At 70.3% G+C, this 25,009-nt stretch carries 21 protein-coding genes; 13 read left to right on the plus strand and 8 right to left on the minus strand.

Annotated elements, in window-relative coordinates; all coding sequences use genetic code 11:
- The first annotated feature begins 204 nt into the window (after positions 1-204).
- Genes DEJ34_RS04065 through DEJ34_RS04075 form a run of 3 tightly spaced genes read left to right on the plus strand, consistent with a single transcriptional unit; the run spans position 205 to position 3,816 of the window.
- Complete coding sequence (locus DEJ34_RS04065) at positions 205-1,134, plus strand: ABC transporter permease (RefSeq protein WP_110823666.1); 930 nt, start codon at positions 205-207, stop codon at positions 1,132-1,134.
- The gene (locus DEJ34_RS04070; RefSeq protein WP_110823667.1) at positions 1,124-2,074 is read left to right on the plus strand and encodes an ABC transporter permease; all 951 of its coding nucleotides are present in this window, start codon (positions 1,124-1,126) and stop codon (positions 2,072-2,074) included. The genes DEJ34_RS04065 and DEJ34_RS04070 overlap by 11 nt, the downstream gene beginning before the upstream one ends.
- The gene (locus DEJ34_RS04075; RefSeq protein ID WP_110890317.1) at positions 2,071-3,816 is read left to right on the plus strand and encodes a dipeptide ABC transporter ATP-binding protein; all 1,746 of its coding nucleotides are present in this window, start codon (positions 2,071-2,073) and stop codon (positions 3,814-3,816) included. The genes DEJ34_RS04070 and DEJ34_RS04075 overlap by 4 nt, the downstream gene beginning before the upstream one ends.
- A gap of 203 nt (positions 3,817-4,019) precedes the next feature.
- Here DEJ34_RS04075 and DEJ34_RS04080 read toward each other — a convergent pair whose 3' ends face one another.
- The 3 genes from DEJ34_RS04080 to DEJ34_RS04090 all read right to left on the minus strand — a co-directional run bounded on the left by DEJ34_RS04080 (position 4,020) and on the right by DEJ34_RS04090 (position 7,048).
- A complete protein-coding gene (locus DEJ34_RS04080) occupies positions 4,020-4,568 on the minus strand; it encodes a PH domain-containing protein (protein WP_110911559.1) in 549 nt (182 codons plus the stop codon).
- 175 nt (positions 4,569-4,743) lie between these two features.
- Positions 4,744-5,223 carry a peroxiredoxin gene (locus DEJ34_RS04085; protein ID WP_110890315.1) on the minus strand — a complete coding sequence of 160 codons (480 nt, stop codon included), beginning with the start codon at positions 5,221-5,223 and terminating at the stop codon, positions 4,744-4,746.
- Between the two features lie 142 nt (positions 5,224-5,365).
- Positions 5,366-7,048 (minus strand): ABC transporter family substrate-binding protein, encoded by a 1,683-nt coding sequence (locus DEJ34_RS04090; RefSeq protein ID WP_110911558.1) that lies wholly within the window; start codon positions 7,046-7,048, stop codon positions 5,366-5,368.
- 144 nt (positions 7,049-7,192) lie between these two features.
- Between DEJ34_RS04090 and DEJ34_RS04095 the strand changes: the two genes are divergently transcribed.
- The 3 genes from DEJ34_RS04095 to DEJ34_RS04105 are packed head-to-tail and all read left to right on the plus strand — an operon-like array spanning position 7,193 to position 11,395.
- Positions 7,193-8,176: an ABC transporter permease gene (locus DEJ34_RS04095; protein WP_110823988.1), complete on the plus strand. Its 984-nt coding sequence runs from the start codon at positions 7,193-7,195 to the stop codon at positions 8,174-8,176.
- A gap of 1 nt (position 8,177) precedes the next feature.
- Positions 8,178-9,188, plus strand: a complete 1,011-nt coding sequence (locus DEJ34_RS04100; RefSeq protein WP_110911557.1) for an ABC transporter permease — start codon at positions 8,178-8,180, stop codon at positions 9,186-9,188.
- 26 nt (positions 9,189-9,214) lie between these two features.
- Positions 9,215-11,395 carry an ABC transporter ATP-binding protein gene (locus DEJ34_RS04105; RefSeq protein ID WP_110911573.1) on the plus strand — a complete coding sequence of 727 codons (2,181 nt, stop codon included), beginning with the start codon at positions 9,215-9,217 and terminating at the stop codon, positions 11,393-11,395.
- A gap of 75 nt (positions 11,396-11,470) precedes the next feature.
- Here DEJ34_RS04105 and DEJ34_RS04110 read toward each other — a convergent pair whose 3' ends face one another.
- The 4 genes from DEJ34_RS04110 to DEJ34_RS04125 all read right to left on the minus strand — a co-directional run bounded on the left by DEJ34_RS04110 (position 11,471) and on the right by DEJ34_RS04125 (position 15,559).
- A complete protein-coding gene (locus DEJ34_RS04110; protein ID WP_146236933.1) occupies positions 11,471-12,100 on the minus strand; it encodes a hypothetical protein in 630 nt (209 codons plus the stop codon).
- Positions 12,101-12,141: 41 nt separating this feature from the next.
- The gene (locus tag DEJ34_RS04115) at positions 12,142-12,810 is read right to left on the minus strand and encodes a hypothetical protein (RefSeq protein ID WP_146236932.1); all 669 of its coding nucleotides are present in this window, start codon (positions 12,808-12,810) and stop codon (positions 12,142-12,144) included.
- Positions 12,811-12,815: 5 nt separating this feature from the next.
- Complete coding sequence (locus DEJ34_RS04120) at positions 12,816-14,639, minus strand: alpha/beta fold hydrolase (RefSeq protein WP_110911554.1); 1,824 nt, start codon at positions 14,637-14,639, stop codon at positions 12,816-12,818.
- A 167-nt stretch (positions 14,640-14,806) separates the two neighbouring features.
- Positions 14,807-15,559 (minus strand): CPBP family intramembrane glutamic endopeptidase, encoded by a 753-nt coding sequence (locus tag DEJ34_RS04125; RefSeq protein WP_110911553.1) that lies wholly within the window; start codon positions 15,557-15,559, stop codon positions 14,807-14,809.
- Positions 15,560-15,731: 172 nt separating this feature from the next.
- Here DEJ34_RS04125 and typA point away from each other — a divergent pair, with 172 nt between their 5' ends.
- The 7 genes from typA to DEJ34_RS04160 all read left to right on the plus strand — a co-directional run bounded on the left by typA (position 15,732) and on the right by DEJ34_RS04160 (position 23,836).
- Positions 15,732-17,654, plus strand: a complete 1,923-nt coding sequence (gene typA / locus DEJ34_RS04130; protein WP_110890310.1) for a translational GTPase TypA — start codon at positions 15,732-15,734, stop codon at positions 17,652-17,654.
- Positions 17,655-17,787: 133 nt separating this feature from the next.
- The gene (locus tag DEJ34_RS04135; RefSeq protein WP_110890309.1) at positions 17,788-18,981 is read left to right on the plus strand and encodes an amidohydrolase; all 1,194 of its coding nucleotides are present in this window, start codon (positions 17,788-17,790) and stop codon (positions 18,979-18,981) included.
- 68 nt (positions 18,982-19,049) lie between these two features.
- Positions 19,050-19,595, plus strand: a complete 546-nt coding sequence (locus DEJ34_RS04140) for a hypothetical protein (RefSeq protein ID WP_110890308.1) — start codon at positions 19,050-19,052, stop codon at positions 19,593-19,595.
- Between the two features lie 60 nt (positions 19,596-19,655).
- On the plus strand, positions 19,656-20,882 hold the full coding sequence (locus DEJ34_RS04145) for a PIG-L family deacetylase (RefSeq protein WP_110901302.1): 1,227 nt from the start codon (positions 19,656-19,658) through the stop codon (positions 20,880-20,882).
- Positions 20,883-20,920: 38 nt separating this feature from the next.
- Positions 20,921-21,235, plus strand: coding sequence for a ferredoxin (gene fdxA / locus DEJ34_RS04150; RefSeq protein WP_110823681.1), 315 nt, complete (start codon positions 20,921-20,923; stop codon positions 21,233-21,235).
- A gap of 5 nt (positions 21,236-21,240) precedes the next feature.
- A complete protein-coding gene (dapC, locus tag DEJ34_RS04155) occupies positions 21,241-22,359 on the plus strand; it encodes a succinyldiaminopimelate transaminase (protein WP_110911552.1) in 1,119 nt (372 codons plus the stop codon).
- A 178-nt stretch (positions 22,360-22,537) separates the two neighbouring features.
- Positions 22,538-23,836, plus strand: coding sequence for a citrate synthase (locus DEJ34_RS04160; RefSeq protein WP_110823683.1), 1,299 nt, complete (start codon positions 22,538-22,540; stop codon positions 23,834-23,836).
- A gap of 109 nt (positions 23,837-23,945) precedes the next feature.
- On the opposite strand, the gene dapD is transcribed toward DEJ34_RS04160, so the two are convergent.
- Positions 23,946-24,920 (minus strand): 2,3,4,5-tetrahydropyridine-2,6-dicarboxylate N-succinyltransferase, encoded by a 975-nt coding sequence (dapD, locus tag DEJ34_RS04165; RefSeq protein WP_110911551.1) that lies wholly within the window; start codon positions 24,918-24,920, stop codon positions 23,946-23,948.
- Positions 24,921-25,009: the final 89 nt, after the last annotated feature.

The following is a 25,009-nucleotide window of genomic DNA, read 5'->3' on the forward strand; positions in this document are numbered from 1 at the left end:
GAGCAGGTATCCTGCTCCGCGGCCAACCGGACGGGGGTTCGGGGACCACACGGTCCCCGAACCCCCGTACCACGGCGGCTACACCTTCCCCCACGACCGCGGGCGCCGCCGCCCGCACCGGACACCCGTGCCGACCCTCGGACCGTCCACCCCACACGACATGAACCTGAACGACATGCGCGCTCCGTACCAGGCAGGGATCTGATGCTCTGGTACCTCGGCAAGCGCCTCCTGCAACTCATCCCCGTGTTCTTCGGGGCCACGTTCCTCATCTACTTCATGGTCTTCTCGCTGCCCGGCGACCCGATCGCCGCGCTGTTCGGCGACCGCCAGCCGTCGCCGCAGGTGATCGAGCAGCTACGGGCGCAGTACAACCTGGACAAGCCGTTCATCATCCAGTACCTGCTGTGGGTCGGCGGTCTCTTCCGCGGTGACCTCGGGGTCACGTACTCGGGCCTCCCGGTGAGCCAGCAGCTCGCCCAGGCGTTCCCGATCACCGCCCGTCTCGCGATCCTCGCGCTGGTCTTCGAGGCCGTCGCCGGCATCCTCGTCGGCGTCATCGCCGGGCTCCGCAAGGGCAAGTGGTTCGACGCCACCGCGCTCGTCGTCTCGCTGCTGCTCATCTCGGTGCCGACCTTCGTCGTCGGCTTCCTGCTGCAGTACGTCTTCGGCATCAACCTCGGGCTGTTCCGTGTCACGGTCTCCGGTCAAGCGCCGTGGTCGGAGCTCGTGCTGCCGGCGATCGTGCTCGCGACCGTGTCGTTCGCCTACATCGTGCGCCTCACCCGCGCGAGCGTCGCCGAGAACATGAGCGCCGACTTCGTGCGCACCGCGACCGCGAAGGGCCTGTCCCGTCGTCGCGTCGTGACCGTGCACATCTTCCGGAACTCGCTCATCCCCGTGGTCACCTACCTGGGCGTCGACATCGGCAGCCTGATGGTCGGTGCGATCGTGACCGAGGGCATCTTCAACATCAACGGCGTCGGTGGGACGGTCTACAAGGCCGTCACCCTCGGCGAAGGCCCGACGGTGGTGTCGTTCGTCGCCGTGATGGTCATCATCTTCATGCTCGCCAACCTCCTGGTCGACCTGCTCTACGCCGTCCTGGACCCGAGGATCCGCTATGCCAAGTAACACCGAACCGCGATCGGCCACGCACTACGTCGCCCCGATCGAGGAGACACCGCTGCAGGCGGTCGACCAGGTCAACGTCGACGAGAAGACCCGTTCGCTGTGGACCGACGCGTGGGAGTCCATGCGTCGTCGTCCCACCTTCTGGGTCTCCGCGGTCCTCATCCTGCTGATCCTCGTGGTCGCGATCGTCCCCGGGCTCTTCACGCACGTGGACCCGCGCGCCGCGAACCTCGACTACAGCGACGAGGGTGCCCGTGCCGGACACCCGCTCGGGTACACCCGCCAGGGGTCCGACGTGTTCGCCCGCGTCATCTGGGGTGCACAGAACTCGCTGCTCGTGGGGCTGCTCGCGACCGTGCTCGTCACGATCGTCGGCGTCGTCATCGGCGCGATCGCCGGGTTCTACGGCGGCTGGCTCGACGCGGTCGTGTCCCGCATCGCGGACATCTTCTTCTCGATCCCGACCGTCCTCGGCGCGATCGTGATCATGTCGGTCATCCCGCAGCGCAACGCCATCACGGTGTCGCTCGTGCTCGCTGTGTTCGCCTGGCCGCAGATCGCCCGCATCATGCGCGGTGCCGTGCTCAGCGCGAAGCAGTCCGACTACGTCACCGCCTCGGCGGCGCTCGGTGTCAGCCGCTTCCAGACGCTGGTCAAGCACGTCATCCCGAACTCGCTCGCACCGGTCATCGTCGTCGCGACCGTCTCGCTCGGGACGTTCATCGTCGCGGAGGCGACCCTGTCGTTCCTCGGCATCGGTCTGCCGCCGTCGGCGCTCAGCTGGGGTCTCGACATCGGCACGGCGCGCACCTCCATCCGCACGAACCCGTCGACCATCTTCTGGCCGTCCGCCGCCCTGTCCATCACCGTGCTCGCGTTCCTCCTCCTCGGTGACGTGGTCCGCGACGCGCTCGACCCGAAGGCGAGGGCCCGCCGATGAGCGAGACACTCACCCAGCCGAACGCCCGGACGTCCGGTGCCGCCGGCGCCCCGCTGCTCGAGATCACCGACCTGCACGTCGGCTTCCGGACGCAGAGCGGTCTCGTGCAGGCCGTGCGCGGCGTCAACATGACGCTCGAGCAGGGCGAACGCCTCGCGATCGTCGGCGAGTCCGGATCGGGCAAGTCGACGAGCGCCCAGGCGATCATCAAGCTCCTGCCCGGCACCGGCCAGATCACCGGCGGCTCGATCAAGCTGAACGGGCGCGAGCTCGTCGGCATGGACGAGAAGCAGATGGCCGAGATCCGCGGCACCGAGATCGGCTACGTCCCCCAGGACCCGATGTCGAACCTCAACCCGCTCTGGAAGATCGGTTTCCAGGTGGAGGAGGCGATCAAGGCGAACGGGATGGCGACGGGCAAGGCCGCCGTCCGTGCCCGTGCCGTCGAGGTCCTGCAGGAGGCCGGGCTCGGCGACGCCGAGAGCCGGCTCAAGCAGTACCCGCACGAGTTCTCCGGCGGCATGCGCCAGCGCGTGCTGATCGGTATCGGCCTGTCCAGCCGACCGAAGCTGCTCATCGCCGACGAGCCGACCTCCGCGCTCGACGTCACCGTGCAGCGCGTCATCCTCGACCACCTCGAGAGCCTGACGCGCGACTTCGGCACCTCGGTCCTGTTCATCACCCACGACCTCGGTCTCGCCGCCGAGCGTGCCGAGAAGCTCGTGGTGATGTACAAGGGCCAGGTCGTCGAGGCCGGTCCGTCGAAGGAGATCCTGGCTGACCCGCAGCACCCGTACACGCAGCGCCTCGTCGCTGCGGCGCCGTCGCTCGCGAGCCGTCGGATCCAGTCCAAGGTGCAGCACCAGACGGTGGACATCGCGTCCGGCACCGGCAGCGAGGACGACGAGCTCCTGTCCCGCGCCCACGAGCGCGAGAGCAAGCCGACCGAGGACCTGATCGTGGTGAAGGACCTGCAGAAGGTCTACAAGCTGCGTGGGCAGGGCATCGCGACCCGCGAGCTCAAAGCCGTCGACGGTGTGTCGTTCTCGATCCCGAAGGGCACCACCACGGCGCTCGTCGGCGAGTCCGGCTCCGGCAAGTCGACGGTCGCCAAGCTCGTGCTGCAGCTCGAGTCGATCACCGCCGGCTCGGTGCAGTTCGACGGCATCGACATCGGCGCGCTCAAGGGCAAGGACCTGTTCGACTTCCGTCGCCGGGTGCAGCCCGTGTTCCAGGACCCGTACGGATCGCTCGACCCGATGTACAACGTCGGGAACACGATCGCCGAGCCGCTCAGCACGCACAAGGTCGGCGACAAGGCGTCCCGTCGCGCGCGGGTGCTCGAACTGCTCGACCAGGTGTCGCTGCCGAAGTCGATGGTCAACCGGTACCCGAGCGAGCTGTCCGGTGGCCAGCGGCAGCGCATCGCCGTCGCGCGCGCGCTCGCGCTCAAGCCCGAGGTCATCGTGCTCGACGAGGCCGTGTCCGCACTCGACGTGCTCGTGCAGGGGCAGATCCTCGACCTGCTGACCGAGCTGCAGTCCGAGCTCGGCCTGACGTACCTGTTCATCACGCACGACCTCGCGGTCGTCCGTCTGGTCGCGGACAACGTGTGCGTCATGCGCAAGGGCCAGATCGTCGAGAAGGCGACCACCGACGAGGTGTTCGCGAACCCGCGGGAGCAGTACACGAAGGACCTGCTGGCAGCCATCCCCGGCGCCGGCTTCGAGTTCGGACGCTGACCCGCCGCACCTCGCGACCGCCGGAACGCGCCGCCCCGATCACGGGACGGCGCGTTCCGTCGTTCGCGGCCGGCAGCTGCGGTGGCCGGAGCGGAGGCGAGGGTCAGATGGAGCGTGCGGCTCGGCTCGGGTCGGTCACGGCGTCGGGCCGGTCAGGGCATCGGGCCGGTCAGGGCGTCGGGCCGGTCAGGGCGTCGGGCCGGTCAGAGGCGCGCGCCGGCGAGGCTCGCGGCGATGCCCAGCACGACGAGCGCGGTGATCGACCAGCCGTGGACGCGGTGCACGATCGGGGCCGCGGTCACCGTGGCCGGGAGAGCACCGTCGTACACGACCGGCGCGGGGACGGACGCGCGGATCTCGTCGGCCGCAGCGGCGACGCCCACCGGCACCGGGCCTCCCGGCCGGAGCACCGCCAGGCGGGCATCCGGACGCGGCGCGATCCAGACGCGCTGCTCGCCCTGGTCGGTGACCACCTCGAGCCCGTACTTCGTCCGGACCTCCCGGACGCGCCGCCACGCGAACCGGGTGGTGCGGCGCACGTCGACGACGACCAGGGCGTCCTCGGTGATCTCGATCCGCGGACGCCACAGCACGACCCACGCGAACCAGGCGGTGAAGAGCGACGGCACGGGGACGAGCAACGCGGCGCCCGGCCCGTTCGTGACGAAGCCGATGACGACGAGGGCTGCGGCGACGATCCAGAGGACGACGGCGAAGCGGCGCATGTTCGTCGCGACGATCCGGGCGGGCATGGGGCAAGCCTAGGAGACCCGGCCTCGGGCGGTGACGAGAGCGCCTCCTCGGGACCACCAACCGAGCGGGCCAGACGGGCCGTGCGCGTACCGGTGGACCTGATGTCCCGAGGAGGCGAACCCGGGGGTCGTCGTCCAGACCATGGTCACGCCGACACGGCCGGCTGTCAACGGGTCAGACGACGAGCGCCTCGATCTGGCCGCGGATGACCTCGGCGCTCGGGAAGCGCAGTCCGACGAGCCCGACGTGCCGCCAGCGGATGACGCCGTCCGGACCGATGACGAAGACGGAGCGACGGAGTCCGATCCCCGGCAGGTGGACGCCGTAGGCGCGGATGACGTCACCGCCGACGTCCGACAGCAGGGGGAACGCGAGCGAGGCGCCGCGCGCGAACCCCTCGTGCGAGTCGAGTCCCTGCGGGCTGATGCCCCAGACGACCGCGCCGAGGTCGCGGAAGTCGTCGAGCTCCTCCTGGTACGAGCAGAGCTGCGCGGTGCACACGGGCGTCGCATCGCCGGGGTAGAAGGCGAGGACCACCGGGCGACCGATCTCGGAGGCGAGCGAGTACTCCGCGTCGGTGCGGACGCCCTGGCGGACGAGCATGCCGGGCAGGGTGAAGCCGGGGGCGGCGGAACCGATCTCGGGGATGGCCATGAGGCAGATCGTACGGTCCAGGGGCTCGTCGATCCGTGGACCGCACCGAGGATCCCTGCGAGCGCGCGCACCGGATCGACGAAGGGGCCGGACGCAGTGCGTCCGGCCCCTCCCTCGATCAGCGGGCGCCGCCCGTGGACGGTCAGTCGGTGAAGCCGACCTTCGTCCAGTCGATGTTCTGCGCCCCCGCGAACGCGCCGTAGTTGGCGAGCTTCGGGTTCTGCGCGACGAGCGCCGGCTTCGCGGTGATCGGCATGGAGTGTCCGATCGCCCAGACCTCCTCGTCGATCTGGTTCCAGATGGCGTTCGCCTTGTCCGTGTCCGGCTCGGACAGGGCCTGCTTCGTCAGGTCGTCGATCTCCCTCGAGCTGACCCGGCCGTAGTTCTGGCCGACGTCACCGGAGGTGTAGATCGTCGCGCTGCTCGAGTGGAAGCCGGTGCCACCCCAGACGAAGATCGTCATGTCGTAGTTGCCCGGCGTGACGTACTGCTCGAAGAAGTCGTCCGTGGCGACCGACTTCAGCTTCAGCTCGACGCCGACTTCCTTCAGCTGCTGCTGCATGACCTGCGCCAGCTGCTGCGACGTGGGAGCGCCGGACGGGATCGTGATCGCGATGGAGAGCTTCTTCCCGCCCTTCGAGCGGTACGCGCCGTCGGTCTTCCACCCGTCGTCGTCGAGCAGCTGCTTCGCCTTCTCGACGTCGAACGTCGCGTTCGGCTTGGTGTTCGACGTGTAGCCCTTGTCCGTGGACAGGAACAGGTGGTTGTCGAGCGTGCCGAGCTTGTACGGGAGCGTGCCGCCGATGACCTGCGCGAGCGCGTCACGGTTCACGGCGTGCTGGATCGCCAGCCGGAGCTGCTTGTCCTTGAGCAGGCCGTTCGACGAGAAGTCGACGTGCGTGTACTGCGCGGACGTCGACGCGAGGATCCTCGTGTTCTTCGCCTTCTTCACGCGGTCGAAGCGCTCGGAGGTCGTCGTGAGGACGGAGTCGATCTCCTTGTTGAGGTAGGCGTCGACGTCGGCGTTGCCGTCCAGCGACCGGAAGATCACCTGGTCGAGCTTCGGCTCGTCGCCCCACCAGTTGTCGTCCGGCTTCATCGTGACGGTGCCGGCGGTCTCGTCGAGATCGGTGATCTCGTAGGGCCCCGAGGAGACCGGGACCTTGCCCTTGTAGCCGTTGTTGAACTGCTCGGGCGTGCTGGTCTGGCTGGCGGGGTAGAGCGGGCTGAAGAGCGACTTCCAGTCCGAGAACGGGGTCGAGAACGTCACGACGACGTCCCGGTCGGTCGCGCCCTTCGTGACGGACTCGATGTCCTCGTAGCCGGTCGAGCCGGCGATGAGGTACGCCTCGTCCTCGCCGTTGGTGGTCTTCCACTCGTTCTCGAAGTCACGCCACGTGATCGGCGTGCCGTCGTTCCACTCCGCCTGGTCGTTGATCGTGTACTCGATGGTCAGCGGGTCGTCGCTCGTGACCTCGGCCTTCGTCACGTAGTCCTGGTTGAGCGCCGGGGCGCCCTTCGCGTCGATCGTGTAGATGAACGGCATCGTCGCCTGTTCGATCGTCGACGCGTCGACGAGCGGGCCGTCGACCTGGTTGTAGTTCCACTGCGAGACCCATTGCGAGATCGGCAGACGGAGCGTGCCGCCGTCCTGCAGGTCGGAGACCGGTGTGGCGTTGATCTGGGCCGAGGTCGGCAGTGACTTCTTGCCCGAGTCGTTCCCACCGGTCCCGCCGGAGTCGCCGGAGCCGCCCGAGCAGCCGGTGACGGCGAGGGCGATGCCGGCGAGGGCCGCCGTCACCGCGAGGACTTTCCTGTGCTTCATGTGGTTCCCCTCTGGAAGTTGTCGTCGAGCCTAGGGCCCTCCGAAGGGGGTAGAGCGCGTTTTCTGCTGTCGACGTCCTTTCGTTACGCGGCGGGACGTCGGACGACATGTACCGGAAACAAACCAGGCCCTATGGTGGCCTCCATGATCCGCTTCCTGGGGCGGCGACTCGTGTACTACGTCGTGCTCGTGTTCCTCGCGACCTCGCTGACCTACTTCCTCGCGTCAGCGACGTTCAGTCCCCGTTCCGTGTACGCGCAGCGCAATCCGGCTCCGTCAGCACAGGTCATCGACGCGAAGCTCGACGACATCGGCGTCAACGACAAGACGCCGATCGTGATCCGGTACACGCACTGGCTCGGTGACGTCGCGCACGGTGACCTCGGGCAGACGATCCAGGACCGCCCCGTCAACGAGCAGTTCTTCCCGCGGCTCGGGGTCAGCCTCCGGCTCCTGCTCGTCGGGTCGGTCGCGGGCATCGTGCTCGGCGTGCTCGTCGGCGTGTGGAACGCGATCCGGCAGTACCGGATCTCCGACCGGGTGAGTGCGGCGATCTCGATCGTCCTGTTCTCCACACCGGTGTTCCTGACGGCCGTGTTCCTGAAGATCGGAGCGACGAAGCTCAACCAGGACGCCGGCAGCCAGCTCATCAACTTCACGGGGGAGGCGACGCCGGGGCTCGACGGGACACCGTGGACGCTGCTCCTGGACCGCGGCGCGCACCTGCTGCTGCCGACGATCTCGATCGCCGTCGGTCTCATCGCGATCTACAGCCGGTACCAGCGGGCGACGATGCTCGACGTGCTCGGCTCGGACTTCCTCCGGACCGCGCGGGCGAAGGGCCTCACCCGCGGCCGGGCGACGTTCAAGCACGGTCTCCGCACGGCGCTCATCCCGATGACGACGCTGTTCGCCTACGGGTTCCTCGGCATCCTGACCGGTGCGACCCTGACCGAGAAGATCTTCGCCTGGAACGGGCTGGGGTCGTGGTTCATCGACGCGGTCAACAACAACGACGTCAACGTGGTCACGGCGTACACGCTGTTCGCGGCGGTCGTGGTGCTCGTCGCCGGCTTCCTCGCCGACCTCGCGACCGCTGCGCTCGACCCGCGCGTCAGGAGGGCATGACATGACCGACACCCGGATCGAACCCGTCGACCCGTCGCTCGTCGCGCGCAGCGACGTGCCGGCCCGTCCGACCGCGCAGGGCAACCGACTCCTCCAGACGGTGCGCCGGCTCTTCATGAACCGCGGCGCCGGGATCGGCGTCGTCGTCGTCCTGCTGCTGTTCGCCTTCGCGTTCATCGGGCCGCTCGTCAGCCCGTGGCAGTACTCCGAGATCGACTACACCTCGTTCACCCGGCCCCCGAGCGATGCGCACTGGTTCGGGACGAACGGCATCGGGCAGGACGTCTTCGCCCAGACCGCGCGCGGCATGCAGAAGAGCCTGCTCATCGGGCTGCTCGTCGCGGTGTTCTCGACCGCCATCGCCGCGATCACCGGGGCAGCGGCGGGCTACTTCGGCGGCTGGGTCGACCGCATCGTGATGTTCTTCGTCGACATGCTGCTCGTCCTGCCGTCGTTCCTCATCATCGCGATCATCAGCCCGCGCATCCAGAACGCCGGGTGGATCGTCCTCGTGGTCCTCATCACCGTCTTCGGCTGGATGATCACGGCACGGGTCGTGCGGGCCATGACCCTGTCGGTGAAGGAGCGCGAGTTCGTGCGGGCCGCCCGGTACATGGGCATCGGGCCGTTCCGGATCATCTTCCGGCACATCCTGCCGAACGTGGCGTCCTTCCTCATCATCGACGGCACGATCCAGGTCGCGACCGCGGTGCTCGGCGAGACGACGCTGAGCTACTTCGGGTTCGGCGTGCAGGCACCGGACGTCTCGCTCGGGACGCTGATCGCCCAGAACCAGGACAACGCCCTGACGAGCCCGTGGCTCTTCTACTTCGCCGCCGGGGCCCTCGTGGTGTTCGCGATCGCCGCGAACCTCATCGGGGACGGGCTCCGCGACGCGCTGGACCCGACCTCGACGACCGGGAAGCGCCAGAAGCAGAACCGTCGTCGTGACCAGAACCAGGCGGCCGTCGACGTGGCCGCGCTGAACACACAGGCCGGATCGGGCGCATGAGCGTCGCGGACGACCGGGGAAGCAGCATGAGCACCATCACGAACGGCTCGACCACGGGCGCGACCACCACGGAGCCGATCCTGCGGGTCCGGGACCTGCACGTCCGGTTCCCGACCCCGCGGGGGACCGTGCACGCGGTCCGCGGCGTGGACCTCGAACTCCGCCGCGGAGAGGTACTCGGCATCGTCGGCGAGTCCGGGTCCGGCAAGTCGGTGACGAGCATGGCGGTCCTCGGGCTGCTGCCCGACACCACGGAGGTGAGCGGGTCGGTCGAGCTCGACGGCGAGGAACTGCTCGGCCGGTCGGACAAGCAGATGAGCCGGCTCCGCGGGCACAAGGTGGCGATGGTCTTCCAGGACCCGCTGTCCGCGTTCACGCCGGTGTACACGATCGGCGACCAGATCGCGGAGACGGTCCGGCTGCACCGCGGCGCCTCGAAGGCGGAGGCGCGAGCACGGGCGATCGAACTCCTCGAACTCGTCGGCATCCCCGAACCGGGTCGCCGCGTGGACGCCTTCCCGCACGAGTTCTCCGGCGGCATGCGCCAGCGCGCGATGATCGCGATGGCCATGGCGAACGACCCGGACGTGATCCTCGCCGACGAGCCGACGACGGCGCTCGACGTGACGATCCAGGCCCAGATCATCGAGGTGCTCCGGACCGCCCAGCGCGAGACCGGGGCCGCGCTGGTGTTCGTCAGCCACGACCTGGGCGTCATCGCCGGGATCGCGGACCGCATCGCGGTGATGTACGCCGGCCGGATCGTCGAGACGGCCACGGCCGAGGAGCTCTTCGCCCGACCGCGGATGCCGTACACGATCGGGCTCATCGGCGCGCTGCCGCGGCTCGACGCCTCCGACCGGTCTCCGCTCGTGCCGATCCCGGGCGCACCACCGTCGCTCATCGGGCTGCCGGACGCCTGCCCCTTCGCGGACCGGTGCCCCCTGGTCAGTGCGGTCTGCCGGTCGACCGAGCCGGTGCTCGCCCCGCCCGTCGACGTCGTACCCGGTGCCGACACGGCCGCTTCCGGCACCGCCCGCACCGTGCCGGTCGGGCACACCGCCGCCTGCCACCGCACCGCCGAGGTCGCCGCCGCACACGCGGACGCCGGCCGCATCTTCTCGCTCCCCGTGATCCCGGACCACAGCGCCCGGATCGAGGCCACACGGACCGACCGCGAACCCGTCGTGCACGTCGAAGGGCTGACGAAGACCTTCCCGCTCGTCAAGGGCTCGGTCTTCCGCCGCAAGGTCGGAGACGTCTTCGCCGTCGACGGGGTCGACCTGGACATCCGCCGCGGGGAGACCCTCGGCCTCGTCGGGGAGTCCGGCTCCGGCAAGTCGACGACCCTCCACCAGCTCATGGACCTCGAACGGCCCGAGGCCGGCACGGTCGAGCTGTTCGGGGAGTCACTCGCCGATGCCACCGCGCGCGGGGCCGCCGGCACCCGGGCGCTCCGGCAACGCATCTCGATGGTGTTCCAGGACCCGTCCGCCAGCCTCGACCCGCGCATGTCGGTGTACGACGTCGTCGCCGAACCGCTCCGGGCGGTCGGTGCCCCGTCCTCGCGCGTCGCCGACCGCGTGCCGGAGCTGCTCGAGCTCGTCGGTCTGCGAGCGGCCGAGGCCGACCGGTACCCGCACGAGTTCTCCGGTGGTCAGCGGCAGCGCATCTCGATCGCCCGTGCCCTCGCCGTGGAGCCGGACCTGGTGGTGCTCGACGAGCCGGTCTCCGCGCTCGACGTCTCCATCCAGGCGGGCGTGCTCAACCTGCTCGCCGAGCTCAAGGCGCGGCTCGGACTGTCGTACCTGTTCGTGTCGCACGACCTGTCCGTCATCCGGCACGTGGCCGACCGCGTCAGCGTGATGTACCTCGGTCGCACCGTCGAGGAGGGCGCCGTCGACGAGGTCTTCGAACGCCCGATGCACCCCTACACGGCCGCACTCATGTCGGCCGTGCCGGTGCCGGACCCGGTCGTCGAGCGGGCACGGAGGACGATCCTGCTGCCGGGCGATCCGCCCAGCCCGACCGAGCGGCCGACCGGGTGCCGGTTCCGGTCCCGCTGCCCGCTCTACGCGCTCCTCCCCGAGGACGAGCGGCGCCGGTGCGAGCAGGAGGAGCCGGAGAAGGCGCCGCGTCGCGGCGAGGACGTCGACCACCGGGCTGCGTGCCACTACCCGGAGAAGGTGCCCTCGATCGCGGCGTAGTCGGCTGCCGGGCGGGAGGCGGTGCGCACCGACCGCGCGCCGCCTCCCGTTCGTCAGCCGGGCGCGCCCGCCTGCTCAGGTCTTCGGGTGGTTGACGACCGGGTCGTCCCACGTCGGCGGCGTCGGGTACTCACCCGGTCGGGACTCGGTCGGCCAGTCCAGCGTCGCTCGGCCGTAGACGGCTGCGGACAGCGCGTCGGAGTCGTTGGTCCAGAACGGTTCGCTGTAGACGTCGAGGGAGTACCGGCCGTCGACGTCGAGGGAGTACTGGATCTGCCACCCGTCCCCGGTCCACGCCCGGACCCCGTGACTGCCCGAGAGCGCTCGCACCTCGAAGGTCCATCCCTTCGCCCTGAAGTGCTCGAGCATCGGATCGAGGTCACGCTTCGCCCCCGATGCGCCGGGCGGTGCCCACGAACGTGGCGCGCGGAGGTAGTAGCTGTTGACGGCCGTCGAGCCGGGAAGTGGCGCGACACCGTTGGAGCCGTCCAGTGGGAGGTCGTCGCCCCTGTCCCACTCCCATTCCCCGCGGTGCACCTGGTTCTGCGCTTCTTCGAGGAGCTGTTGCATGTGTCGGTAGCGGTCCCGGTACCGATCGAACTCCTCGTGCAGCGTGAGTTCCGCGACGTCGTCCTGCGTCAGTCCGGCTGCGTCCTTCGTCTGCTGCGCTGCTCCCGCCGCGCAACCGGCTAGGAGCACGGTCATGACGAGGGCGACGAGCGTGAGTGGCCGTCGTCGTGGCTGCATCAGATTCGGGGGCGGTTGATGATCGGCGCATCCCACTCGGGCGGCTCCGGGTACTCACCGGGAGAAGAGCGATCCGGCCATCGCAGTGATGCTCGGCCGAACACTGCCCTGGCGAGTGCGTCGGCGTTGTTGGTCCAGAAGAGGTCACTCGACACGGTGAGGGAGTAGCGGCCGCTCGGTTGGATGAAGTACTCGACGTGCCAGCCGTCACGGACGCTGCCGTCGAGGTAGTAGGTGTCGGCGACCCGCTCGATGTGCATGTTCGCGCCGCGGTGCTCGAAGTAGTCGATCATCGGATCGAGGTCTCCTCTGGAACCCGTGGCTCCCTCCGGGGTCCAGGCTCTGCTCGACTCAAGGAAGTAGCTGTTGTCGACGTCCGCGCCGGGAAGGGGAGTGCGGCCGTCGCCACCGATCTGCGGGTTGTCGTCGCCACCGTTCCAGTCCCACTCTCCCTCGTGGACCGCGCGCTGTGCCGCAGCCAGTACTCGTTGCATCTCCTCGTAGTGCTCCCGGTACCGGTTGAATTCCTGGCGCAAACTGAGTTCCGAGACATCGGCACGTGTCAGACCGGCTGCGTCCTCCGGCATGGATTTCCCTCCTGCTGTGCAGCTGACCGTCCCCCCGAGGATCAGGGCAGCGACGACGATCGCGAGCAGTTTCGTGGTCATGATCTTCATCCTGGCTTCCCGTTCGCGATGATCTCGGCGATGTGCCGTGCAGCCGTTGACCCGGACGAGAGGTACCCGACTCCGTGCTCTGGGTACATGTCGTGGCCCGTGACTGCCTTCGTACCGGGGGCGGCTTCGGATGAGAAGACCTCGACCTCGGGGAGATCCCGAGGATCCGTTCGCGTCGACCGACCGAGGGCCGCAACGTGGTCGTTCTCACCCTCGGTAGCGAACACACGGTCGACGTTGAGCTGGTCCGGCTTCGTCGCGTCGGTGAACCCGACCGAGCCGTACGTGACGAATGAGTCGATCCGGTGACGTGTCTGGGCTAGTGCTTCCGCAGCTGTCGTCGATCCGTAGGAATGCCCGAGGACGGCGATGGAGCGCGGTGGGCTTCCCGCGCGACTGTCGACGGCGCCGTCGAGGAACGAAGCCAGGTTCGCCCCACCGGTGGTTGCTCGCCCTTGGCCGGGTACCTCGGGGAAGGACGGCGCGCGGTAGCCGAACCAGGAGACGACAGCGAACGACGATCTCTGGTCCTGACGTGCTGCCGTCGAGAGGAGCCCGTGTGCAGCACGTACCTTCTCCGGAGCACTCCCGACCGTCGTCGTCGCGCCCGGTACGTTCACCGTCACGTTCGACGCCGTGTCGAGGTCCCCGAGCGAGATCGCCGCGACGAGCGCGCCGTTCGAAGTCCCGAACCCGACCAGCTGACCGACCTGCGCCGATGGCGGGGCGAGCCTGGCCGCAGACTGGTCAGCGCGCTCGAGCCCGTCCCGCAGCGCCAGGACCTGCCGCGTGAACTCCTCGAGGCCGACCGCGCCGTACGTGTACGGCAGCCCGAGCATCCGGTACACCCGCCCCGGGTTCGCGACCGCTGCACGGAGCACCGCGCGCGAGGCGATGTCCCGCGCCACGGCCGGGAGCCCGTCGATCCCGGCGAGCTGCAGCTTCGTCCTCAGCGGCAGCGCCTCGACGTCCTGGTCGGACAAGCCGAGCGCATGCCAGGCCGCCGCGACCTCGACGGTGGTCGACGACGGGTCGAGGACACGCTGGAGCTCCCGGGGCAGTCGAGACGCCCCGGCCGCGTCGAGCACGCCGTCGGACAGCGACCCTCCTCCCGCCGCGGCGAAGGCGTCCGCGATCCGGTCCAGCCAGGCAGCGTCCGCGGCGTTCTCGGCGAGGTGGTCCTCGAACCCCGGCACGAGGGACGCGTCGTCCACGGGCACCCAGGCGCACGTCCGGGTGAAGGTCACCCAGGCGTTCCGCACACGGGTGAGTTCCTGGGCGGTGGCCGCGTCCTGCGCGCGGGCGCGCGCAGCGACCCGGCGTAGGCGGTCCGGATCCGCGCCGCTGCGTCCGCCGGAGCCACCGCTGCTCGTCCGGACACGAGTGCGCGCGCGGAACCGTGCCGTGAGTGGCGTCGGGCGGACCGGCGTCTCCGACGGCTTCGGGTCGACCACCGCGTCGCTCCAGTCCAGCGCGGGTCGCAACGGGGCCCCGACGCCGACGAGCACCTGGTCACGCTGCCGTTCACGCTCGTGCCACGCTGCCAGGTCGTGCTGTCGACGCTGTTCGTCGTGTGCCTGGCGCCGGACGACGTGGAGCTGCCCGGCGAGGTCGTCGAGCGCCCGGACCAGGCGGACCCGGTCCTCCGACTCGACCGTGTGCGCCTGCTCGTAGAGCCGTGCGTAGGCGCCGTGGAAGTCGCGCAGCGCGTCTTCGGCGCTGGCGCGTCGTCCGGCGGAACCCGCCCGGAGTGACAGCGCGACCTCCGACGCGCACGCGAGCAGCCGCACGGCCGCGGCGTCTTCGAACTCGATCCCCATCGTCCCCCATCGCTCGTGCTGATGTGTAGAACGTAGCATTTCAGACGCAGGGTGGACGAGCGGTCGGGGGAGCTGTGGAGAACGGGAGACCGGCGGACGGGAGGCGCGTCGCCGAGCTGGCCCCGCGCCTCCCGTCGGGTGGGCGGGGTGCCGCAGGACATCTGCCGCTAGGAGAACAGTCCGGGGAACGCCCGCGCGACGAACGGGTAGCCGACGAAGACCGTCGCGTCGAGGAGCACGTGCGTGATGACGAGGGGGAGCAGCCGCCCCCACTTCGTGTAGATCCACCCGAAGACGACGCCCATCACCGCGTTGCCGATGAACGCACCGAAGCCCTGGTACAGGTGGTAGCTGCCGCGCAGGACGGCCGTGGACAGGATGACCTGCCAGCGTCCCCATCCGAGGTCGTCTCGGAGTCGGGCGTACAGGTAACCGACGACGATGACCTCCTCCTGCAGCCCGGACCGGACGGCGGAGAGCAGCAGCACCGGGATCGTCCACCAGTACGAGTCGAGCGCCGCCGGGTCCACGGCGACGGTGATGCCGAGCGCCCGTCCGGTGAAGTAGAGCGCCAGCCCGGGGATGCCGATGCCCAGGGCGATGAGCGCCGCGCCGCCGAGGTCGGGCCGGACGCGGAAGCGGTCGATGCCGAGCCGGCCCAGGTGGGGGCGGGACGACTCCCAGAGCAGCATGCACACCAGCGCGACGGGTGCGAGGTCGACGGCGATGCCCAGCAGTTGCCGCGCCAGGTCGACGTACTGGACCGTCGTCGTGGAACTGTTCAGCGCGGTGGACTGCTCGCCGAGCGGTGTCGTCTGCGACAGGTCGTCGATGATCTGCAGGACCGAGTACAGCGCGCTCGCGCCGAGCGAGAGCATCAGCACGACGGCGATCTCGGTCCACGTTCGCCGTCGGCTCATCGGCTGTACTCCTCCTGGTTGCAGAACTACCGGTAGACTGGCGAGTCGGGCATGGTCCCGAACCCCGTCGGGCACCGTCCCGCACTCCTCGGGCTGGTCCCGAACCCCTTCGGGCCGGTCCCGAAACCGGGCGCTCGCCCGATCTTCTTCCGAACACAAAAGGATGTCCTGTATGGCGCTCGCCACTCGGTCCGACCTGCGCAACGTCGCCATCGTGGCACACGTCGACCACGGCAAGACCACCCTCGTCGACGCGATGCTCACGCAGACCAACTCGTTCGACGCCCACTTCGAGGGCGAAGACCGCATGATGGACTCGAACGACCTCGAGCGCGAGAAGGGCATCACCATCCTCGCGAAGAACACCTCGGTGCTCTACAACGGGAAGCACGCCGAGGAGTTCAACCCGGGCGGCCGCATCACGATCAACGTGATCGACACCCCCGGCCACGCCGACTTCGGTGGTGAGGTCGAGCGCGGCCTCTCCATGGTCGACGGTGTCGTGCTGCTGGTCGACGCGTCCGAGGGCCCGCTGCCCCAGACCCGCTTCGTGCTCCGCAAGGCGCTCGCCGCCAAGCTGCCGGTGATCCTGCTCGTCAACAAGACGGACCGCCCGGACTCCCGGATCGACGAGGTCGTCTCGGAGAGCCAGGACCTGCTCCTCGGGCTCGCCTCCGACCTGGCGGACGAGGTCGACGACCTGGACCTCGACGCGATCCTCGACGTCCCGGTCGTGTACGCCTCCGGTCGCGCCGGTGCCGCGAGCCGCAACAAGCCCGAGGACGGCACGCTGCCGGACAACGACGACCTCGAGCCGCTCTTCGAGGCGATCCTCCAGCACGTCCCGGCCCCGACGTACGACGACGAGCACCCCCTGCAGGCGCACGTCACGAACCTCGACGCGTCGCCGTTCCTCGGCCGCCTCGCGCTCCTGCGCATCTTCCACGGCACGATGAAGAAGGGCCAGACGGTCGCGTGGGTCAAGCACGACGGCTCCGTCGTCAACGCACGCATCACCGAGCTCCTCATCACCAAGGCGCTGAACCGCTTCCCGGCCGAGTCCGCCGGCCCCGGTGACATCGTCGCCGTCGCCGGCTTCGACACGATCACCATCGGTGAGACGCTGAGCGACCCCGAGGACGTCCGCCCGCTGCCGACCATCACGGTCGACGACCCGGCCATCTCGATGACGATCGGCACGAACACGTCGCCGCTCGTCGGCAAGGTGAAGGGCCACAAGCTCACCGCGCGTCTCGTGAAGGACCGTCTCGACCGTGAGCTGGTCGGCAACGTCTCGCTCAAGGTCGTCGACATCGGACGCCCGGACGCGTGGGAGGTCCAGGGCCGTGGCGAGCTCGCACTCGCCATCCTGGTCGAGCAGATGCGTCGTGAGGGTTTCGAGCTCACCGTCGGCAAGCCGCAGGTCGTCACCAAGCGTGACGAGAACGGCAAGCTGCAGGAGCCGTTCGAGCACATGACGATCGACACGCCGGAGGAGCACCTCGGCGCCATCACCCAGCTCATGGCCGCCCGCAAGGGCCGCATGGAGAACATGGTGAACCACGGCACCGGCTGGATCCGCATGGAGTTCATCGTGCCGTCGCGCGGCCTCATCGGCTTCCGCACGTCGTTCCTCACGGAGACCCGCGGCACCGGCATCGCCAACGCGATCTTCCACGGCTACGACGACTGGGCCGGCTCGATCCAGACCCGCATCAACGGCTCGATCGTCTCCGACCGCTCCGGTGTGGTCACCCCGTTCGCCATCACGAACCTCCAGGAGCGGATGACGTTCTTCGTCAACCCGACGGAGGAGGTGTACGAGGGCATGGTCATCGGCGAGAACTCGCGCGCCGACGACATGGACGTGAACATCACCAAGGAGAAGAAGCTCACCAACATGCGGTCGGCCAACGCCGACACGTTCGAGTCGATGACGCCGTCCCGGCAGCTGTCGCTCGAGGAGTGCCTGGAGTTCGCCCGCGAGGACGAGTGCGTCGAGGTCACCCCGGACGCGGTCCGCATCCGCAAGGTCGAGCTCGACGCGCAGGCCCGCCAGCGCAGCTACGCCCGCCTGAAGCGCCAGGACGCGTAAGCAGCCGAGCACCATCCAGGAGGCCCGTCCTCCGTCCGACGGCCCGGTCACCGCTCCAGGTGGCCGGGCCGTCGGCGTCCGTACCGTCGGCGCCCGTGCCGTCGGGACCGGGACCGGGGGATACGGTGGTCCGGTGACTCTCGACCTGCTCTCGATCTACCAGGACCTGCACGCCCACCCGGAGCTCGGGTTCCAGGAGCACCGCACCGCCGGCGTCATCGCCGACCGGCTGGCGGAGATCGGCGGCATCACGGTCACCACCGGGGTCGGCGGCACCGGGGTCGTCGGGGTGCTCGGGAACGGGGACGGCCCGGTGCTCTGGCTGCGCGCCGACATCGACGGGCTGCCCGTGCAGGAGCGCACCGGCCTGCCGTACGCCAGTACCCACCGCGGGGTGGACGAGGACGGCAACGAGGGGCCCACCATGCACGCCTGCGGCCACGACATCCACGTGACGTGGCTGCTCGGCGCCCTCGAACGGCTCGTCGCCACGACCGCGGACTGGCACGGCACGGTCGTCGCCGTGTTCCAGCCTGCAGAGGAGGTCATCTCCGGCGCGCGGGCCATGATCGAGGACGGTCTCGTCGACCGCTTCCCCAAGCCGACCGTGGTGCTCGGGCAGCACTCCGCCCCGGCGCCGGTCGGTGTCGTCGCGGTCGGGTCCGGAGCGGTCATGGCGTCGAGCGACCGGTTCACCGTGACCTTCACGGGCCGTGGCGCGCACGGCTCGGCACCGCAGGCGTCCCTGGACCCGATCGTCACCGCCGCGTCCGCCGTCGTGCGCCTGCAGACGATCGTGTCGCGGGAGGTCGCCCCGAGCGACGCCGGGGTCGTCACCGTCGGGTCGTTCCACGCCGGCACGCGGCCGAACATCATCCCCGACACGGCCGTCATCGAGATCTCGACGCGCGCCCGCAACGAGGAGACGCGAGCGCGGATCGTGGCCTCGATCGAGCGGATCGTCCGTGCCGAGAGCGAGGCCGGGGGACTGGCCGCTCCGACGATCGCGCGTGCGCCGGGGGCGGACGTGCTCGTCAACGACCCCGAGCAGGCAGCGGTCGTCCTCGACGCCGTCCGTGCCGTCGTGCCGCACGCCGTCGACATGGAGTCCGGACTGGCGATGGCGTCCGAGGACGTCGGGCAGCTCGCCACCGCCGCGGGTGCCCCGATCGTCTACTGGTTCACCGGCATCACCGACCCGGAGCTGTTCCGCAGCGGCGCGGAGATCCCCAGCAACCACTCGCCGTTCTACGCACCGCAGGCCGAGACGGCGATCCCGGTCGGGGTCGACGCGCTCGTCGCGGCCGCGCGGGCGTACCTCTCCTGACTCCGGTCCGGGGCGACTTCCCAGCGAACGCACCACGACTCCGCCGTCCGGCCGGTTACGGTACCGGCATGCGCCGCCCGATCCGCACCTCGCTCACCGCTGCCGTCGCCGCCGGCGTCGCCCTCGCCGGTCTGAGCGGCTGTTCGTCCGACGCCGTCCGCCAGGCGACCGACCTCGGTTCCTCGGTCGCGTCGACCGTCTCGGAAGGGGTCCAGGGCATCGACGGAGCCGCGATCGAGCGCGGCATGGCCGACGTGGCGGGCGGGATCGACGGAGCGCTCGACACGGCCCTGCGCGGGACGCACGTGACGAGCGACGGCCAGGTCCCCGACGGGTTCCCGTCCTCGTCCGTCCCGCTCGTCGACGGCACCGTGCTCGGCGGTGGGGCCGGCCCGGGAGGCTCGGGCTGGGTCGTGCAGGTCCGCACCGCGTCGGTGGGGGACTTCAGCACGGCGGCGCAGCAGCTCGCCGACGCCGGCTTCGCCGAGTCGGCTGAGCGGGCCGACAGCTCGAGCGCGTTCGGGTTGTTCCGGAGCGACGACCACCGCGTCGTCCTGACGTTCTCCGCGGCCGACGGCGGCGCCACCGCCACCTACATCGTCACCTCGCGCTGACGCCCGGGGGCGATCCGCCGGCGCGCGGCGCCCGGAGCCCTTCCCGTACGCTTGCAGGCGATGTCCACGGCACCGGCCACGCGCCCCGAACGCGTCCTCTTCGTCCACGCGCACCCCGACGACGAGACCCTGTCGTCCGGCGGGACCATCGCGACCCTGCTCGAGCTCGGCGCACACGTGACCGTGCTGACCGCCACCCGGGGGGAGCGCGGCGAGATGCTCACGGCGGAGCTCGCACCGCTCGCCGGCGACGGCCCACGCGTCGCCGCGCACCGCGAGACCGAGATCGCGGCGGCCCTCGCAGCCCTCGGCGGCCCGGCCCACCTGTGGCTCGGCGGCCCCGGTGCCCGGCCGACCGATCTCCCGACGCGCCGCTACACCGACTCGGGCATGCAGTGGGGGCCGGACGGCCGCGCGACCGCGGCCGGCGACGCACCGGAGGACTCCCTGACGCGGGCCGACCTGGGCGAGGTGGTCGACGACGTCCGTGCGGCGATCCGGTCGACCGGTGCCGACGCCGTGGTCACCTACGACGACGACGGTGGGTACGGACACCCCGACCACGTCCGCGTCCACGCCGCCGCGCGGTACGCCGCGCGCGCCGAGGAGGTCGCGTTCTCGATGATCGTCGACGCGGACTCCGGCCGCGCCGACGTCACGGTCGACGTCCTCCCGGTCCGCGGCAAGGTCCGGGCAGCGCTCGAGCAGTACCGCAGCCAGCTCACCGTGGACGCCGCCGATCCGCGCGAGCCCGGTGCGCTGTCGTACGTCCTGCCGCACGGCGCCCGGCAGGCCGTGCCCGCGCTGGAGGGCTTCCGGCACGACGTGCCCCCGGTCCCGACCGCGCCGCAGTCGTTCGCCGAGATGTCGGGCCCGGGCCGCGCCGCCGCACTCGTGGTCGCCGCGGCCGTCGGCCTGATCGTCGGCGGCCTCGGCACCGTCACCCACCAGCAGACCGTTCCCATCGGGTCGTGGAGCGCAGCACCGATCGGCATGGTCCTCACGATGCTGATCGTCATCGGCGTGGTCGTCGGCGTCCGCCTGCTGTACCGGTCGCGCCTGCTCGTCGCGGCCGTCGGGGTCGGCGTCATCCTCGCGACCCAGGTGCTCGTCGCCGTCGCCGGGACGAGTTCGCCCCTCGTCCTCGCGAACGCCGCCGGGTACGTCTGGACCTTCGGCCCCGCCGTCGTCGCGATGCTCGTGCTCGCCTGGCCCGACCTCTCCGGACTGCGCGCAGACCCGGCACGGCAGGCCGACCGGTCCGAGGTCGCAGCACCGCACGGGTAGACTCGCAGTCGCTCAACCCCGGAAGGGAGCACCCGCTCGTGACCTACGTGATCGCTCAGCCCTGTGTCGACGTGAAGGACCGCGCGTGCATCGACGAATGCCCCGTGGACTGCATCTACGAGGGTGACCGGTCGCTCTACATCCACCCGGACGAATGCGTCGACTGCGGTGCGTGTGAGCCGGTCTGCCCGGTCGAGGCCATCTACTACGAGGACGACCTCCCCGAGGAGTGGGCTGACTACTACAAGGCCAACGTCGAGTTCTTCTCCGAGATCGGCTCGCCCGGCGGAGCGGCGAAGGTCGGCGTGATCCACAAGGACCACCCGGTCGTCATGGCACAGCCCCGGGCCTGACACCCGTGGCGCTCGACCTCCCCGACTTCCCCTGGGACCAGCTCGCCCCGTACAAGCAGCGGGCGACGGCGTACGAGGGCGGCATCGTCGACCTCAGCGTCGGGTCGCCGGTCGACCCCACGCCCGAGGTCGTCCGTCGCGCACTGGCCGACGCGACCGACGCCCACGCCTACCCGCAGGTCGCCGGCACGCCCGCGCTCCGCGAGGCGATCGCGGCCTGGTACGGCCGTCGCCAGGGCGTCCGGCTCACCGCCGACCACGTCCTGCCGACCATCGGGTCGAAGGAGTTCATCGCCGGGCTCGCGCTCTGGATGGGACTCGGACCGGGTGACACGGTCGTCTTCCCCGAGGCCGCCTATCCGACCTACGAGCTCGGCGCCGCACTCGTCCGCGCCGACGCCATGGCCGCCGACGACCCGGCATCGTGGCCGACCAGCACGAAGCTCGTCTGGCTGAACTCCCCGGGCAACCCGGACGGGCGGGTGCTCTCGATCGAGCAGCTCCGCGCCGCCGTCGCCCGCGCGCGGGAGCTCGGCGCCGTCATCGTCGGCGACGAGTGCTACGCCGAACTCGGCTGGGACGCCCCGTACGACACCGGACCCACCCCGACGATCCTCGACCCGCGCGTGGTCGGTGACTCGTTCGACGGCGTCCTCAGCGTGTACTCCCTCTCCAAGCAGTCGAACCTCGCCGGGTACCGCGCAGCCTTCGTCGCCGGGGATGCCGCACTGCTCGCCGACGTCCTCGCGATCCGCAAGCACACCGGCATGATGCCGCCGCTGCCCGTGCAGCAGGCGATGGTCGTCGCACTCGAGGACGAGACGCACGTGCAGCAACAGAAGGCCCGCTACCGCACCCGGCGGAACGTGCTCCGGACGGCATTCGAGCGGGCGGGGTTCCGCATCGACGCCAGCGGTGCCGGACTCTACCTCTGGGCCACGCGGGACGAGCCCGCCCTGGACACCGTCGCGTGGCTGGCCGACCGCGGCATCCTCGTCGCGCCCGGCACGTTCTACGGCGCTGCCGGTGCCCGTCACGTCCGCGTCGCCCTGACGGCGACGGACGACCGCATCGCCGCCGCTGCCCAGCGCCTCGCCAGCGCGGGTCGCATGGCGGGCGGCTGACGGGCCTCCCGGCCGGGATCGACGCACGGGCGTCGCGTCCGCGCAACCGTGGTTGCACACCAACCGACCGTCCCCGGGCTGTACCCGATCGACAGTCGCCGCCGTTAGGCTGTCCAGCGTGACTGACACTGCCAACGACGCTCAGAAGACGGCCACACCGCCCACGACGCCCATCCCGGTGAGCCCCGGTGCCGAGCAGGCGACCGAGACGGCCACGCTGTCGTACCCGGGGGGTCAGGCGGAGTTCCCGATCCTGCAGAGCGTCGACGGCGCGTCCACGATCGACATCTCCTCGCTGAAGAAGCAGACCGGGCTGAACACGCTCGACTACGGCTTCGTCAACACCGGCTCGACGAAGAGCGCGATCACGTACATCGACGGCGACCAGGGGATCCTCCGCTACCGCGGGTACCCCATCGACCAGGTCGCGTCGAACTGCACGTTCCTCGAGGTCGCCTGGCTCCTCATCTACGGCGAGCTCCCGTCGCCGACCGAGCTCGAGGCGTTCGACAGCCGGATCCGCCGGCACACCCTGCTGCACGAGGACCTGCGCCGCCTCTTCGACGCGTTGCCGCACTCGGCCCACCCGATGTCCGTGCTCTCGAGCGCCGTCAGCGCCCTCTCGACGTACTACGAGGACGACATGGACGTCGACGACCCCGAGAAGGTCGAGCTGCAGACCGTCCGGCTCCTCGCGAAGCTGCCGGTCATCGCCGCGTACGCGCACAAGAAGGCGATCGGACAGGCCTTCCTGTACCCGGACAACTCGCTGTCGTTCGTCGACAACTTCCTCCGGCTCAACTTCGGCACCATGGCCGAGCCGTACCAGCCGGACCCGGTGCTCTCGAAGGCGCTCGACCGGCTGCTCATCCTGCACGAGGACCACGAGCAGAACGCCTCGACGGCGACGGTACGGCTGGTCGGCTCGACGAAGGCGAACATGTTCGCGTCGATCTCCGCCGGCATCAACGCGCTCTACGGCCCGCTGCACGGCGGCGCGAACGAGGCCGTGCTCGAGATGCTCCAGCAGATCAAGGACTCGGGGGAGCCCGTCACCCGTTTCGTCGAGCGCGTGAAGAACAAGGAACGCGGGGTGAAGCTCATGGGCTTTGGACACCGCGTGTACAAGAACTACGACCCCCGCGCGAAGCTCGTGAAGGAGTCTGCCGACGAGGTCCTCGAGGCGCTCGGCGTGCAGGACGACCTGCTCGACATCGCGAAGGAACTCGAGCAGATCGCGCTCGAGGACGAGTACTTCGTCAGCCGCAAGCTCTACCCGAACGTCGACTTCTACACCGGCATCATCTACAAGGCGATGGGGTTCCCGCCGCGGATGTTCACCGTCCTGTTCGCCATCGGTCGGCTGCCCGGGTGGATCGCCCAGTGGCGCGAGCTGAACAACGACCCGCTCAACAAGATCGGCCGCCCGCAGCAGCTGTACGTGGGGTACCCGGAGCGCGACCTGCCGCAGCGCTGACGCGCTGACGCACGGCCTGGAGGCCCGGAGCCGGTCTCGTCGACCGGCGCCGGGTCGGGACGCTCAGGGCGCGTCGGAGGACCCCGCCTCTGGCGCGGTCTCCCCGGTGTCAGGCGTGCAGCGCCGTGTTGAGCTGGATCCCCTCGCCCTTCCGCTGCAGCGCCTCGACCGCACCCGTGACGGAGTTGCGCCGGAACAGGACGTTCGGCGCGTCCGACAGCTCGGCGGCCTTCACGGTCCGGGGCGTGCCGTCCGGGCCCGGAGCCGCCCCGACCAGGACGACCTTCGTGCCCGCCGTGACGTACAGCCCCGCCTCGACGACGGAGTCGTCGCCGAGCGAGATGCCGAGGCCGGCGTTCGCACCGAGCAGGGCACGGGCACCGAGGCGGACACGGTGCGTCCCGCCGCCGGAGAGCGTGCCCATGATCGAGGCGCCACCACCGATGTCGGTGCCCTCCCCGACGACGACACCCTGGGAGACGCGCCCCTCGATCATCGCCTCGCCGAGGGTCCCGGCGTTGAAGTTCACGAAGCCCTCGTGCATGACGGTCGTGCCCGGCGCGAGGTGCGCGCCGAGCCGCACCCGGTTGGCGTCGCCGATGCGGACCCGGTCGGGGACGACGTAGTCCACCAGCCGGGGGAACTTGTCGATCGCGTGCACGGCGACGCCGGCGCGCTGCAGGGTCGGCCGGAGGCGGGTGAGCGTGTCGGGGTGCACCGGGCCGGCGTTCGTCCAGGCGACGATCGGCAGGTGCCCGAACACGCCGTCGAGGGAGACCTCGTTCGGCCGGACGTGCAGGTGGCTGAGCAGGTGGAGGCGGAGGTAGGCGTCGGGCGTGCTCGTCGGGGCCTCGTCGATCACGATGTCGACGGTGACGACCTCGAGCCGGACCTCGCGGCGCGGGTCATCGCCCGCGGCGGCCTGCAGACCGGCCGGCACCGCTGCGTCGGCCGGCCGCTCACCGAGGTGCGTCTCCGGGAACCAGGTGTCGAGGACGGTGCCGTCGGCGGCGATCGTCGCGAGGCCGTGGCCCCAAGCGGAGGTCGGGCGGGCGTCGGCGGACGTGTCGGTCGTGTCGGTCACCGCACCAGGGTACCGAGGCGCCGGACCCGACTCCCGGACCGGCCGGACGGACGTTGCGGGGTCGGGACGGGCCTCCCGGCCGGGCTGCG

It is taken from the genome of Curtobacterium sp. MCPF17_050 (assembly GCF_003224435.2).
Classification (GTDB): Bacteria; Actinomycetota; Actinomycetes; order Actinomycetales; family Microbacteriaceae; genus Curtobacterium.